Source organism: Celeribacter sp. PS-C1 (assembly GCF_019429625.1).
Taxonomy (GTDB): Bacteria; Pseudomonadota; Alphaproteobacteria; order Rhodobacterales; family Rhodobacteraceae; genus Celeribacter.
On the sequence record NZ_JAHXRW010000007.1, the window covers coordinates 174,139 to 189,239 of the forward strand.

General features: G+C 61.0%; 10 protein-coding genes and 1 riboswitch. Of the genes, 3 read left to right on the forward strand and 7 right to left on the reverse strand.

What is annotated here, in order from left to right:
• Nucleotides 1-18: 18 nt before the first annotated feature.
• A complete protein-coding gene (locus J5Y17_RS12280) occupies nt 19-1,305 on the reverse strand; it encodes an ABC transporter substrate-binding protein (protein WP_219785542.1) in 1,287 nt (428 codons plus the stop codon).
• A 181-nt stretch (nt 1,306-1,486) separates the two neighbouring features.
• Here J5Y17_RS12280 and J5Y17_RS12285 point away from each other — a divergent pair, with 181 nt between their 5' ends.
• Both J5Y17_RS12285 and J5Y17_RS12290 read left to right on the forward strand, forming a co-directional pair.
• On the forward strand, nt 1,487-2,830 hold the full coding sequence (locus J5Y17_RS12285) for an NAD(P)-binding domain-containing protein (protein WP_219785543.1): 1,344 nt from the start codon (nt 1,487-1,489) through the stop codon (nt 2,828-2,830).
• 107 nt (nt 2,831-2,937) lie between these two features.
• Nucleotides 2,938-5,307, forward strand: coding sequence for a DUF1989 domain-containing protein (locus J5Y17_RS12290; protein WP_370628940.1), 2,370 nt, complete (start codon nt 2,938-2,940; stop codon nt 5,305-5,307).
• Nucleotides 5,308-5,379: 72 nt separating this feature from the next.
• Here J5Y17_RS12290 and J5Y17_RS12295 read toward each other — a convergent pair whose 3' ends face one another.
• From J5Y17_RS12295 to J5Y17_RS12320, 6 genes are all read right to left on the reverse strand, one after another.
• Nucleotides 5,380-5,583 carry a formate dehydrogenase subunit delta gene (locus J5Y17_RS12295; RefSeq protein WP_219785545.1) on the reverse strand — a complete coding sequence of 68 codons (204 nt, stop codon included), beginning with the start codon at nt 5,581-5,583 and terminating at the stop codon, nt 5,380-5,382.
• Complete coding sequence (gene fdhD, locus J5Y17_RS12300) at nt 5,580-6,311, reverse strand: formate dehydrogenase accessory sulfurtransferase FdhD (protein WP_219785546.1); 732 nt, start codon at nt 6,309-6,311, stop codon at nt 5,580-5,582. The genes J5Y17_RS12295 and fdhD overlap by 4 nt, the downstream gene beginning before the upstream one ends.
• Complete coding sequence (fdhF, locus tag J5Y17_RS12305) at nt 6,308-9,232, reverse strand: formate dehydrogenase subunit alpha (RefSeq protein WP_219785547.1); 2,925 nt, start codon at nt 9,230-9,232, stop codon at nt 6,308-6,310. Before fdhF ends, fdhD begins: the two co-directional genes overlap by 4 nt.
• Complete coding sequence (locus tag J5Y17_RS12310; RefSeq protein ID WP_219785548.1) at nt 9,229-10,746, reverse strand: NADH-quinone oxidoreductase subunit NuoF; 1,518 nt, start codon at nt 10,744-10,746, stop codon at nt 9,229-9,231. The genes fdhF and J5Y17_RS12310 overlap by 4 nt, the downstream gene beginning before the upstream one ends.
• Complete coding sequence (locus tag J5Y17_RS12315; RefSeq protein ID WP_219785549.1) at nt 10,743-11,219, reverse strand: formate dehydrogenase subunit gamma; 477 nt, start codon at nt 11,217-11,219, stop codon at nt 10,743-10,745. Before J5Y17_RS12315 ends, J5Y17_RS12310 begins: the two co-directional genes overlap by 4 nt.
• A 99-nt stretch (nt 11,220-11,318) precedes the next feature.
• Nucleotides 11,319-12,209, reverse strand: coding sequence for a LysR family transcriptional regulator (locus J5Y17_RS12320; RefSeq protein WP_219785550.1), 891 nt, complete (start codon nt 12,207-12,209; stop codon nt 11,319-11,321).
• Nucleotides 12,210-12,335: 126 nt separating this feature from the next.
• Here J5Y17_RS12320 and J5Y17_RS12325 point away from each other — a divergent pair, with 126 nt between their 5' ends.
• Entirely contained in the window at nt 12,336-14,696 is a 2,361-nt protein-coding gene (locus tag J5Y17_RS12325) for a Tex family protein (protein WP_219785551.1), read from the forward strand.
• 74 nt (nt 14,697-14,770) lie between these two features.
• Nucleotides 14,771-14,987, forward strand: a riboswitch (cobalamin riboswitch).
• The last annotated feature ends 114 nt before the right edge of the window (nt 14,988-15,101 follow it).

The window sequence follows — 15,101 nt, forward strand, 5'->3', positions numbered from 1 at the left end:
CGGCCCGCGTTTTGGCGGTCAGTCCTGCGCTAACGCGCGTGTTAAATCGGGTTTGTCGCGCTGGTGCCAAAGTTGGCCAAGTGCGCCCAGTTCTTCCATCAAGCGGCCCCCATGGGCCTCAAGCCAGCCCAGCACCGAGCCGAATTCCTGAATCTCGGCCTTGCCCTCACGGATCGCCACCACCGGCCAATCGCCGACCAGCGCATTGTCGATGCCGTAGACATCCGTGCCCCACCATGTCGCGAGCCCGAAGGCATGCGGCATCCGGCGGCCCCGTTTCAGCGCAGCCAAAACCGAGGACGCGTTGAGGCTGTCAGCCGTCTCCACCGCATCGTGCCAGAGGTCCAGAATAGAGGCATATTCCCAACTCACCGCAGACCAGTGATCCGGGAAGCGGTCGATATAGGCGTCGAAAAAGGCCTTGGGCCGGTGAAAGAAAAATGCCGTATCGGCCAGCGCCGCATCGTCGAAATCAGGAAACTGAAAGGTGAAGCGCTCCATGAAGTCGGGCGAGGTGCGGGCGATCAGCCGCTGATAATTATCGCAGGTACAGGCGAGAATCTCGCCCGTGAACCCGGCCTCATAAGCCGCCACGGTCAGTTCCTCGATCATCGGCGGCGCAGACGAGCACCAACAGAGCACATCGGGATCGGAGGCCAGCATCTCCGCGACGATGGCGCGCGCGTCCCCTGCCTCGGCTTCATAATGCACCTCCCGCACGACCTCGCGGCCTGCAACATCGAAGGCGGCGCGGTAGGTCGCCAGAGACGGCAGACCCATGAGGTCCCGCTGGGAACAGAGCGCCACACGCATCGCCTCGGGCCGGGTGCGAGCCAACCAGTCGACTCCGGTGACATTAAAGAAAGGGTGCACCTCGGCGGGCGCGATGAGAAAGGGGTGATCGGGAGAAAGGTCCGACGGCAACAGTGTCGCGGTCAGAATGCGACGTTGCATCAGATACGGCAGTGCCAGCGCCATGTCGCCGCCGCCCAAGGTCAGGACCAGCCGCACGCGCTGGGTCTCGACCATCTGCCGCGCGGCCTCAAGCGTCGCCTCCGGCCCGTCACCGCTGTCATAGACGCTCAGCTCGACCAAGTGCCGCCGTCCGCCCAGCATCATGCCGCCGTGCGCGTTGATCCAATCGACCCAAAGCTGACAGCCCTCGACTCCCGGGCGCCCCCAGAATTCCTCGGCCCCCGACATCGGCACCAGCGCGCCAATGCGAATGGGGGCACGATCCTGCACGCTAAGGCGCGGCAGGGTGCCTGCGACGGCCAGTCTCTGCGCCAGCGAAGCGCTGCTCATTTTTTCACCTCGCGCTCAAAAATAGGTCAATGGACCGAGAGATTTCCCGATTCACATATTCCTCTAAGGAAAATTCATTGACCAGTAGAAAATTTTTGGACCAAACCAGAGTAAATCCAAAAGAACCAATCTTGATTATTGGTCCATACCAACACACGCTCAACCAACGGGAGTTTTCAATATGACCAAACGAGTCGCCGTCATCGGTGCTGGCCCCTCCGGCCTCGCTCAACTGCGTGCTTTCCAATCCGCCGCCCAGAAAGGCGCCGAGATTCCGGAAGTCGTCTGCTTTGAGAAGCAATCGAACTGGGGCGGGCTGTGGAACTACACCTGGCGCACCGGTGTCGATGAGAATGGCGAACCTGTGCACGGGTCTATGTACCGCTACCTCTGGTCCAATGGCCCGAAAGAGGGTTTGGAATTTGCCGACTATTCCTTTGAGGAACATTTCGGCAAACAAATCGCGTCTTACCCGCCGCGCGCCGTGCTGTTCGACTATATCGAAGGCCGCGTGCTCAAGGCCGACGTGCGCAAGTGGATCCGCTTTTCTTCCGTGATCCGTTGGGTCGAATATGACGCCGAGAAAGGCGATTTCGAAGTCACCGTACACGACATGAAAGAGGACCGCGTTTACAAAGAGCGTTTTGACAATGTCATCGTCGCCTCCGGCCACTTCTCCTCGCCAAACGTGCCAGAATACGAGGGATTCGATCAGTTCAACGGCCGCATCGTTCACGCCCACGACTTCCGCGACGCTCGCGAATTCGAAGGCAAGGATGTGCTTTTGATGGGGTCCTCCTACTCCGCCGAAGACATCGGATCGCAGTGCTGGAAATACGGCGCCAACTCGATCATCACCTGCTACCGCTCCGCGCCGATGGGCTTTAAATGGCCGGACAATTGGGAAGAAAAACCGGCGCTGCAAAAGGTTGAGGGCAAGACCGCCTATTTCGCCGATGGCACCACCAAGGACATCGACGCGATCATCCTGTGCACCGGCTACAAACACTATTTCCCCTTCCTGCCCGACGATCTGCGCCTCAAAACCAAGAACCGTCTGGCGACCGCCGATCTCTACAAAGGCGTGGTCTACGTCCACAACCCGAAGATGTTCTACCTCGGGATGCAGGACCAGTGGTTCACCTTCAACATGTTCGACGCGCAGGCGTGGTATGTCCGTGATATCATCATGGACCGCATCGAAGTGCCCGCCGACAAAGCCGTTCTCGAAGCTGACGTTGTGGAACGTGTGGAGCGCGAAGACGCCTCTGACGATGTGAAATACGCCATCAACTATCAGGCTGAATACATCAAAGAACTCATCGCTGACACGGACTACCCGTCGTTCAATGTCGATGGCGCGACCGAGGCGTTCATGGAGTGGAAGAAACACAAGGCGAAGGACATCATGGACTTCCGCAACAATTCCTACACCTCCGTCATCACCGGCACCATGGCGCCCGTCCACCACACGCCGTGGAAAGATGCGCTGGACGACAGCATGGAAGCCTACTTGCAGAACTAACCGATCTTCGCGTCCGGGTGACCGGGCGCGTATTTCCCTCCCCTGATCCGGGGGCCGCGTCCCCGCACCCCCGGATTTTTTTATTCTGACCGATGGAGATCCCGTTGATCCTCGATCCTTCCGGCCTTCCCTTTCGATCCGGCCCGCCAACGGCCTCTCTTCCGCGTCGCGCAGGCGCCTACCGGCTGGCCTCCAACGAGGAACGCCACACCGTCCAAGGCGGTGGGGCGTCTTTGCTTGAAGTAAAGCCCGGTGATCGGATCACCGTCACCAACTCCGAGGGCGGGCAGCGCTGTGAATTGCTCGCGGCGCACACGAACGGTCGCGTCGACGCGAGCGTCTTGGGCTGGTCCGCCGACGCCTCCGGCGACGATCTGCGCGCCACCGTCAACAGCGCCCTGCCCGGCATGGCGCGTCTCCGTTTGGGCCTCGCCAAACGCCAGATTGAGCTGGCCGGCGCCAAGACCATCGGCCTCTTTTCCGCGACAAGCCCGGCGGGCGAAGGCGTCAGTTTTACCGCGCAAAACGCAGGCTGGCTCTTGATCACCGCCCCGGCCCCGGAACCCGATTTCGAGGCGCAGAATACCGCCACGCCGCTCACGGTCACAATCACCCGAGCGGAGGCCCGCCATGAGGGCAGTTTCGCCCTGCCCGACCCGCTCGCCGACACTTTGCAAGACATCCGCATCGCCTCCGCCACGGCCAAGGCCTATACGGTCAAAAAGGGCGAATTCATCCAGATCATGGATGTCGATGGCCGTCAGTGCACCGATTTCCAGTGCTTCGACGCGCGCAAGGTCGACAAGGGCATTTTCCACCCGCTCGACGTCACAACCACCCGCACGATCCAGGGTCACGCCTACCCGATGCCGGGCCTACACTCGAAATATTTCGACCATGACCTGACGCCTTTGGTCGAAGTTGTCCAAGACACCTGTGGCCGTCACGACGCCTTTGGTCTGGCCTGTAATGCGAAATATTACGACGATATCGGCTATCCCGGTCACGCAAACTGTTCCGACAATTTCAACGCGGTTCTCGACCCCTATGGCATCCCCGCCCGTCCCGGTTGGATGGCGGCGAATTTCTTTTTCAACACGGGCGTCGACGAACATGGCGTGATGTTGGCGGATGAGCCGTGGTCCCGTCCCGGCGATTACGTGTTGTTGCGCGCGCTCACCGATCTGGTCTGCGTCTCGTCGTCCTGCCCCGATGACACCTCTGCCGCCAATGGCTGGCACCTCACCGACATCCATGTGCGCACCTACAGCGCCGAGGAACGTTTCTCCCGCGCCACCGCCTGGCGCCCGACCCCTGACGAGGATCCGATCATGACGCGTGAAAGCGGTTTCTACGATTCCTTTGCCACGATGACCCGCGACTTTGCCGACTACAACGGGTTCTGGCTACCCAACTCCTTCCCGGAATGCGATCCCGTCGAGAGCTACTGGGCTTGTCGCGAAGACGTCGTGGTCATGGACCTCTCCGCGCTTCGTAAATTCGAGGTCACCGGCCCCGATGCCGAGGCGCTGATGAACTGGGTTCTGACTCGCAATGTCGAGAAACTCGCCATTGGTCAGGTGGTCTATTCCGCCATGTGCTACCCGCACGGCGGCATGATCGACGATGGCACTTTGTTCCGCCTGGGCGAACACAATTTCCGCTGGATCGGCGGCTCGGATGAGGGCGGCGTTTGGATGCGCGAAGAGGCGAAGCGTCTTGGTCTCAATGTCATGATCCGCTCCTCGACCGACCAAATGCACAACCTCGCCGTTCAAGGTCCGAAATCGCGTGATTTGATCAATGAGCTGTTTTGGACAGCTCCGCACCATCCTGATTTGATGGAGATGGGCTGGTTCCGCTTTACGCCCGCGCGCCTTGGCGACCACGAAGGCATCCCCGTGGTTATCTCGAGGACAGGCTACACCGGCGAGTTGGGCTATGAGATTTTCTGTCATCCGAAACATGGCGCGGAGATTTTCAAAGCGGTCTGGGAGGCCGGTCAAAAGGTCGGCATGAAGCCCATGGGCCTCGCGGCTCTGGACCTCGTGCGGATCGAGGCCGGGCTGGTGTTCGCGGGCTATGATTTCTCCGATCAGACAGATCCTTTCGAGGCCGGCGTCGGCTTTACCGTGCCGCTGAAATCCAAGACTGCAGATTTCGTCGGGCGCGATGCTCTGCTGCGCCGCAAGGAAACGCCGTCTCGAAAATTCGTAGGGCTTGAGATCGACGGGCAGAACGCCGTGGCGCATGGCGATTGCATCCGCATCGGGCGCGCGCAGGTTGGCGAAATTTGCTCCGCCATGCGCTCTCCCCGCACCGGTCAGTGGATTGCACTCGCACGCATCGACGTGGCCCATGCCGAGGAAGGAACACAGGTCGAGGTCGGCCAGCTTGACGGTCACCTCAAACGCTACTCGGCCCGCGTCGCGCCCTTCCCGCATTACGATCCGAAAAAAGAACGTCCTCGTTCCTAAGGCGCCAAAACAACGAAACCCCGCCAAACCGGCGGGGTTTTTTAATGTCGATTTGGCCGCTCTCGTGCTCTCTTAGAGCGTCTGACCCGCCTCAATCACCAGAGCATGTAAGCCTTCGCCACCCTGCCCGAGATAGGTCTTCAGCTGGTTGAGCATCCGCGGCTCCCAAAAATCCTTGAGATGAGCAGCCACACCCGCAGCCTGATCTTCGCCCGGCTGAGTGGCAAAAAAGCTCGCGATCTGATTGGCCATCAGCACCATTTTCGCATCGGTCATGCGCAATCTTCCTTTTCATCCGTATAGGCCACCACCGCCTCGCGGCGCAGTACCATCAAAGTCAGTCCTGTGTCTTTTGCCAGCTCCACCGCCGCGCGTGTCGGCGAGGACAAAGCGAAGAGGCCGGAAATCCCGGCGCGCACGCATTTTTGCACCAGATCGACGGAAAGCCGGGAGGTGATGATCACAGCCCCCTCGCTCACATCCGTTCCGGCCAGCGCACCAATGAGTTTGTCGAGGGCATTATGCCGCCCTACGTCTTCGCGCAAGGCAATGAGCCCCTGATCCGTGAAGAAGCCAGCAGCATGCATCGCCCCCACCTGATCACGACGCTTTTGTCCGGCGTTGAGCGCGTCCAAAGCAGCGCGGGCATGGGTTTCCAGCCCTGCAACCATCGGCTTAACCGTCCCCGGAAAAGCAGTCGCTTCATCTAGACTTTCGATGCCACACAACCCACAGCCCATAGGCCCGACAGAAGCCCGTCGCCGCGCATCCATCGCCTCCGAGCGGTCGTCAGGAATGCGCCCGCGCACCTCATAGCCGTGAGCATGTTTGAACGCCGATATTTCGGTCACGTCAGAGGCCGCGGACACGATGCCCTCGGACACCGCAAAGCCGGTCAAAAACTCAGGTAAATCAAAGGGCGACGCCATCATGACAGCCGCCGTCGACCCGTTATAAACGAGCGCGACAGGGGCTTCTTCCGGGAGGGCGTCGACCGTGGTCATTCAGCGGCCTCGATCCGGCGCGATTGCTCGGCCTGCGCGTTGTAGCGTTCCTGCCATTCCGACGGGCCGTTCGACGGCGACACCTGCACCGCCGTCACCTTATATTCCGGGCAATTCGTCGCCCAGTCGGAGTAATCCGTGGTGATGACATTGGCCTGCGTGTCCGGGTGGTGGAAGGTGGTGTAGACCACGCCCGGGCTGACCCGATCGGTGATCTTGACGCGCAGAGACGTCTCGCCAGAGCGCGACGCCAACCGAACCCAATCGCCATCACGAAGACCGCGATTTTCTGCGTCATGCGGGTGAATTTCCAACACGTCCTGATCGTGCCAGACGGAGTTCTCCGTCCGCCGAGTCTGGGCGCCCACGTTATACTGGCTCAGAATACGCCCCGTGGTCAGCAAAAGCGGGAACCGCGGCCCGGATTTCTCGTCTGTCGCGATATATTCGGTCACGATGAACCGCCCCTTGCCACGCACGAAGCCGTCGACATGCATGAGCGGCGTGCCGTCCGGATGCTCCTCGTTACAGGGCCATTGCACGGAGCCTTTCTCTTCAAGCACCGCGTAATCGACACCCGCAAATGACGGCGTGGTCGCGGCGATCTCCGCCATGATTTCCGCCGCATGGGCGTAGGCCCAAGGCTTGCCACCGGTCTCTTTAAGAACCGCGTTGGCGAGCAATTGGGTAACTTCCCAATCCTCATAGCCGTTCTTCGGCGCCATCACTTTGCGCACGCGGTTGATGCGGCGCTCGGCGTTGGTGAATGTGCCTTCTTTTTCGAGGAAGGACGATCCGGGCAGGAAAACATGGGCGTAATTTGCAGTCTCGTTCAAGAAGAGATCATGCACGATGACGCATTCCATGGCGGCGAGACCGGCGGCCACATGTTTGGTGTCCGGGTCGGATTGCAGGATGTCTTCGCCCTGACAATAGAGCCCTTTGAAGGTGCCATCGACAGCGGCATCCAACATGTTTGGAATGCGCAGGCCCGGCTCAGCGTCCAGCTCAACGCCCCAGGTGTCTTCAAAGATTTTGCGCACTTCCGGCTGTTTCACATGGCGATAGCCCGGCAACTCGTGCGGGAAAGAGCCCATGTCGCAGGAGCCCTGCACGTTGTTCTGCCCGCGCAGCGGGTTCACACCCACGCCTTCACGGCCGATGTTGCCGGTCATCATCGCGAGGTTGGCGATGGCCATGACCGTGGTCGAGCCTTGCGAATGTTCAGTGACGCCGAGTCCGTAGTAGATCGCGCCGTTACCACCCTGCGCGTAGGCGCGCGCAGCTTCGCGCAATGCCATTGCCGGCACACCGGTGAGCGCTTCGGTCGCCTCGGGCGAATGACGCTCATCGGAGATGAAGGCTTTGTAATCTTCCCACGCATCAACGTCACAACGTTCCGCGATAAAGTCCTGATCGAACAAGCCTTCGGTCACGATCACATGACCCAGCGCAGAGACCACAGCGACGTTGGTGCCGGGTTTGAGCGGCAGGTGATGCGACTCGCCCATATGCGGGCTTTCCAAGAGATCGATGCGACGCGGGTCGACCACGATCAGCTTGGCGCCTTCGCGCAGACGTTTGCGCAAGCGCGAGGCAAAGACCGGGTGCCCGTCCGTCGGGTTCGCGCCGATCACCACGACAACGTCGGATTTTTCGACAGAGTCGAAATCCTGCGTGCCCGCGGAGGTGCCAAAGGTCTGGCCGAGGCCGTAGCCGGTCGGAGAGTGACACACGCGCGCGCAGGTGTCGGTGTTGTTGTTGCCAAACACAGCACGGGTGAGTTTCTGGACGAGGTAGGTTTCCTCGTTTGTGCAACGCGACGAGGTGATCACGCCAATGCTCTTCTGACCGTATTTCTGCTGAAGGCCGACGAGCTTTTTCGCCGCGAAAGACAGCGCTTCGTTCCAGGACACTTCGCGCCACGGCTGATCGACGCTGTCGCGCACCATCGGGCTCAAAATACGATCCTGATGGGTGGCATACCCATAGGCAAAGCGGCCTTTCACACAGGAATGCCCCCGGTTGGCTTTGCCGTGCTTGTACGGCACCATGCGGACCAGTTGATCGCCCTGCATCTCCGCTTTGAAGCTACAGCCGACACCGCAATAGGCGCAGGTGGTCACGACGGAACGGTCCGGCGTCCCCATTTCGATCACGGATTTTTCTTGCAGCGTTGCGGTCGGGCAGGCCTGAACACAGGCGCCACAGGACACACAGTCGGAGGCGAGGAAGTTCTCTGCGCCCACGGCCACGCGGCTGTCAAAGCCACGGCCTTCGATGGTCAGAGCAAATGTCCCCTGCACCTCTTCACAGGCCCGCACACAGCGGTTGCAAACGATGCATTTCGACGGATCGTAGGAGAAATACGGGTTGCTGTCGTCTTTGGGCAGCCATTCGGGATTGGCCTCGCCAGAGGTATTGCGCGCCTCGAAATGGTTCGCGAGCGGCGCGTTTTTCGGCGCTTCATAGCGCACATCGCGCAGGCCCACGGCCCCCGCCATATCCTGCAATTCGCAATCGCCGTTGGCCGAACAGGTCAGGCAATCGAGCGGGTGATCGGAGATATAAAGCTCCATCACGCCCTTGCGGATGCGGCGCAGTTTGTCGGTCTGGGTGTGGACCTTCATCCCGGCATGCACAGGCGTGGTGCAAGACGCGGGCGTGCCACGACGACCCTCGATCTCGACAGCGCAGAGACGACAGGAGCCAAAGGCCTCGAGGCTGTCGGTGGCGCAGAGTTTCGGCACTTGGATGCCCAACTCCGACGCCGCGCGCATCACGGAGGTCCCCTCCGGCACGGTGATCTCCATACCGTCGATGGTCAGTGTCACCGGCTTGCCCGTCTTGGCGGGGGTCCCACGGTCGATGTCGTCCTGAATGCCGGTCCCGTTTTCCCAGGGAATAATGAAATCTTTCATTCTGCGGCCTCCTTCTGCGGGGCGAATTCTTCGGGGAAATGACGGAGTGCCGAGAGCACCGGATAGGGCGTAAAGCCGCCCAGCGCACAGAGCGAGCCGTCGGTCATGACTTCGCACAGGTCTTCGAGCAAGGGGATCGCGCTCGCATCGCCCTCTTTGATGCGGTCAAGCGTTTCGACGCCCCGCACGGCACCGATGCGGCAGGGCGTGCATTTGCCACAGCTCTCCACCGCGCAGAATTCCATCGCAAACCGCGCCATGGCGAGCATATCCGCCGTGTCGTCGAACACCACGATGCCGGCATGGCCAATCAGCGCCTTCTGGCCATCGAACTCTTCGTAGCCGAAGGGCGTGTCGAATTGATCGGTGTGCAGATAGGCCCCCAAAGGCCCTCCAACCTGCACAGCCTTGACCGGACGCCCGGAGGCGGTGCCGCCCGCGACCTCGTTGACCAGCGTGCCAAGCGGCATGCCGAATGCGGTCTCGAACAGCCCGCCGAATTTCACATTGCCCGCGATCTGGATCGGCATGGTGCCTTTCGAACGCCCGAGGCCGAAATTGGCGTAATGCTCCGCCCCCTTGGCGAAAATCACCGGTACGGTCGCCAGAGAGATCACGTTGTTCACCACGGTCGGACGACCCAAGAAGCCCTCAAGCGCCGGAAGCGGCGGCTTGGCGCGGACCACACCGCGTTTGCCTTCGAGAGAGTTGAGCAAGGACGTTTCCTCACCGCAGACATAGGCGCCCGCGCCGACGCGGACCTCCATGTCAAAGGCGCGGCCACAGCCCAGCACATTGGTGCCCAGAACACCGGCGGCCCGCGCAATTTCAATCGCCCGACGCATCACCGCGACCGCATCCGGGTATTCGGAGCGGGTATAAACGTAGCCTTTGGTGGCGCCACAGCCGAGACCCGCGATGGCCATACCTTCGATCAAGGTGAAAGGGTCGCCCTCCATGATCATCCGGTCGGCAAAGGTGCCACTGTCGCCCTCGTCGGCGTTGCAGACGATGTACTTTTGCGGCGCATGGGCAAGGCGAACGGTGTCCCATTTGATGCCGGTCGGGAAGCCCGCACCGCCACGACCACGCAGGCCGGAGGTTTTCACCTCGTCGATGATCGCGTCCTGCGACATGCCAATCGCGCGTTTGAGGCCTTCGAGACCACCATGGGCCTCGTAATCGGCCAAAGACAGTGGGTCGATCACACCACAGCGCTCAAAGGTCAGGCGGGTCTGACGGGCGAAGAAGGGAATGTCCTCGACTTTGCCCAGAGTGTCGATCTGACCGTCGAGCAGAGCCGCGACATCGTCCTCGGCAATCGGACCATAGGCCAGACGTTCACCGTCTTTTTCGATCTCAACGAGCGGTTCCAGCCAGATCATGCCACGGGTGCCGTTGCGCACTATCTCCGCTTCGATCCCGCGCGCGGCGATCTCTTGCGTCAGTTTTGCGGCCACGTCATCGGCGCCGAGCGCCTTGGCGGCGCTGTCCATGGGGACGTAAATCTTCATGCCGAGACCTCCGACAGAGCTTTTTCAACGCGGGCTTCATCGGCGCGCGCGATCAGTTTGTCGTCCAGCATCGCCGCGGGTGCGCAGGCGCAGAGACCCAAACAATAGACCGGCTCCACCGTCACTTTGCCGTCCGGCGTCGTACCGTGCCAGTCCAGACCGAGTTTCTCCAAAAGACGTTCCGCCAGAGCCGTGCCGCCCATGGACTGACATGCCTCCGCCCGGCAGATTTTCAGCACATGCTTGCCAGCGGGTTCTTCGCGAAAATCGTGATAGAAGGAAATCACGCCCTTCAACTCAGCCCGCGTGATCGTCAGTGCTTTACATAGGGGCCCATGCGCCGCCTCGGGAATCACCCCAAAGCTCTCCTGCAACGCGTGCAACATAGGCAAAAGCGGACCTTCGAGATGGGCGTGAGCGGAGATGATCTCCGCAATCGTCCCGTCATCTTGCGGGGAGCTGGCTGGCGTCATGGCTGACCTCTTCGGATACGACCGTATACATTTCTTTCATGAGAGCACGGGATGCATCACGAAATCAATATCGATAAACCGTCAAACGATAGCCAAAAACTATCGCAAAATATCCGACACGCGCCCCGCCTCGGCCAGCAAAGCGGCCAGAACCGGCGTATTGGGATCACGGTGTGGCGCAATCAGGCCGACACGGTGCCCCACTTCGCCACCAGAGAGCGGAATAAGGTCCAGCGGCTTGCCCTCCGCGAGAAACCGCGCGATGCCTTCGGGCAGAACCGTGACCCAGCCACCGCTCTGCACATGCGCGATCAACACCACGGTGGAATTCGATTCGACGCCCACCTGCGGCACCACGCCCGAGGCGCCCAAGTTGCGATCAATGATCCGCCGGTTTTGCATCTCCGGCGACAACAAACACATGGGCACCCCGTCGAGATCGCTCCAATCCACAGACTTGCGCCCCGCAAAAACGCCGCCCTCGGCACTCACCACCATGTAGCGCTCTTCATAGAGAGGCACGGCGCTGACCCGACCCAAAGGTTCGTTGTCGAGATAGGTGAGGCCCGCATCGGCATCGAGATCGTCCAGCATGGTAAGGATCTGCGACGAAGGGCGCGACAGGATGGTAAGTTTCACATTGGGATGCGCCGCGCTAAACACGGTTGAAATCCGCGCCGCCCAAGTCAACGCCGTCGGGATCGCGGCAAGGCGCAACTGACCAGACAACCCGTGCCGTGTCGCCCGCATTTCATCACGAAGCTGGCGGCTGTCGGCGACGATTTTTCGCGCCCAAACCAGCGCGCGCTGCCCCTCCGGCGTCAATCCGCCGAAGCGCGAGCCGCGAAAGATGAGCTGCACCCCCAATTGATCCTCAAGCTGCTTGATCCCCGCCGACAGGCTGGGCTGGGTGATGCCGAGGGCCTGTGCGGCACGGCCGAAATGGCCCTCTTTGGCGACAGCAATGAACATTTCAAGCTTGTTAAGCATGGCGCAAACCTGATCGTGAGAACGTATTTCGATAGACATATCATATCGACTGTGGAGAGGTCATCTCTCCTCTTGGCGCTCCTGCTCGGGCGAGCTAAGACTGACCTCCCGACAGGAGGACAGAATTTGAGCACCCCCACAGATCCGCAAACAGCCGCCCGCATTTCGCGCACCATCGCCACCGACATCGCCGCTTCGACGGCGCAGGTCTCCGCCGCCATCGGGCTTTTGGACGAGGGCGCGACCGTGCCCTTCATCGCGCGCTACCGCAAAGAGGTGACGGGCGGTTTGGACGACACGCAGTTGCGTTTGCTCAACGACCGTCTGTCCTATTTGCGCGAATTGGAAGCGCGGCGGGTGACGATCCTCAAATCCATCGAGGATCAGGGCAAGCTGACCGACGATCTGAAACGCGCCATCGCAGGCGCAGAGAGCAAATCGACGCTCGAAGACATCTACCTGCCCTACAAGCCCAAACGCCGGACCAAGGCGATGATCGCGCGCGAAAACGGGCTGGAGCCTTTGTTGGAAGCGATCAAGGCGGACCGTTCCGCCGATCCCGAAAAACTTGCCGAAGGGTTCATCTCTGAGGCCGTGCCGACCGTCAAAGACGCCCTCAACGGGGCGCGCGATATTGCGACCGAGGAACTGTCGGAAAGCGCCGATCTCTTGGGCAAACTCCGCGATTTCATGCGGCGCGAGGCGCTTGTGACGGCGAAGGTCATTGCGGGCAAAGAACAGGAAGGCGCGAAGTTTTCCGACTATTTCGATCATTCCGAGAAATGGGCCGACATCGCCTCGCACCGGGCGCTCGCCATCCTGCGCGCGGCGAAGGAAGAGATCGTCACCATGGAAATCGCGCCCGAGCCGGAAGAAGGCGCAGCGCGCGCCATCGCCATGGTCGCCTCTTATCTGGGCACCTCGACCGAGCAACCCGGCGATCTGTGGCTGCGCACCGTTGCGCGTTGGGCCTGGCGGGTGAAATTCGCGATCTCGCTGCACATCGATCTGTTGGGCGAGCTGCGCCAGCGCGCCCATGAAGATGCAATCACTGTGTTTTCTAGAAACCTCAAAGACTTGCTTCTGGCCGCCCCTGCGGGCGCAAAAGCCACCCTCGGCCTCGACCCGGGCATCCGAACGGGCGTCAAAGCCGCCGTGGTCGATGCCACGGGCAAGCTTTTGGAAACCGCAACGCTCTACCCCTTCCAGCCGAAAATGGATGTGCGCGGGGCGGAAGCGAAGATCATCGAGTTGGTGACCCGCCACGGCGTTGGCCTCATCGCCATCGGCAACGGCACAGCCAGCCGGGAGACCGAAAAACTGGTAGGCGAGACGCTAAAACTGCTGCCGCCGGGCGTGAAAGCCCCGACCAAGGTTGTGGTCTCCGAGGCGGGCGCCTCGGTTTATTCCGCCTCGGAACTGGCAGCACAGGAATTCCCCGATCTTGACGTCTCCTTGCGTGGCGCCGTGTCGATTGCGCGTCGCCTGCAAGACCCTCTCGCGGAGCTGGTGAAGATCACACCTGAGAGCATCGGCGTCGGCCAGTATCAGCACGACGTCGACCAACGCCGCCTGTCGCAGGCGCTCGAAGCGGTGGTCGAGGATGCGGTGAACGCCGTGGGCGTGGACCTCAACATGGCCTCCGCGCCTTTGCTCGCGCAGGTCGCCGGTCTCGGGCCGTCTCTGGCGCAGAGCATCGTCACCCACCGCGACATTCATGGCGCATTCCCGTCGCGCAAGGCGCTTTTGAAGGTGTCGGGTCTTGGCCCGAAAGCCTTTGAGCAATGCGCAGGCTTCCTGCGTATTCGCGAAGGTGACGAGCCGCTCGACGCCTCCTCTGTGCACCCCGAAGCCTATGATGTGGCCCGCGAAATCGTCAAAGCCTGTGGCCGCGACATGCGCGAGATCATGGGCAATCCGACAGCATTTAAGGGCCTCAGAGCCGAACAATTCGTCACCGGAGACTTCGGCCTGCCGACCGTGCGCGACATTTTCACAGAGTTGGAAAAACCGGGCCGCGATCCGCGACCCGAGTTCAAAACCGCGACGTTTACCGACGGGGTCGAGGACATCAAGGATCTGAAACCCGGCATGCGTCTTGAAGGCACGGTCACCAATGTGGCGGCCTTCGGGGCCTTTGTGGACATCGGCGTGCATCAGGACGGTTTGGTGCATGTCAGCCAGTTGGCCGACCGCTTTGTGAAAGACCCGCATGAGGTGGTGAAGGCGGGGGATATTGTGTCGGTGCGCGTCACCGAAGTGGACATTCCGCGCAAACGCATCGGGCTTTCGATGCGCAAGGACGGTGGCGCGACACAGGACCGGGGAAAACAAGACCGCAGCACGCAACAGCCGCGCGGCAACACGGGGGGCAAAGGTGGATACGGCGGCAAACCCCGTGGCGGCAACGCGTCCAAACCCCGCACCACCGAGAGCCAAGGGGCCTTTGGTGCGGCACTTTTGGATGCGATGAAAAAGAAAACGTGACGCGCAGTCGCGCTTTGGCGACATGATAAGACCAAAGGCTTGGCCGGAGAATCTTGACTTCTCCGGCCATTTCGCTTTTCTGCACCCGTTCAAGTTCCGGCGGAGACGTTGGATGAAAAGGGAACACGGGATGATCTCCGGGCGCTGACGCGTCCACCGCATCAAAGCCGTGGCTGCCCCCGCAACTGTGAACGGTGAGCGACGCCGAAACACCACTGGGATCATCCCGGGAAGGTCGGCGCCCGCTGCGATCCGTGAGCCAGGAGACCTGCTTGGATGATCACCCTTTCCCGGACGCGGGGTGCGTCACGGAAGCGGCTATCCGCAGCGGTGACGCACTCACTGTCTGCGGAGATTTCCTCCACAGGCCCAAACGGATCTCGGGAAGCCTTGGCTTCTTTTTCA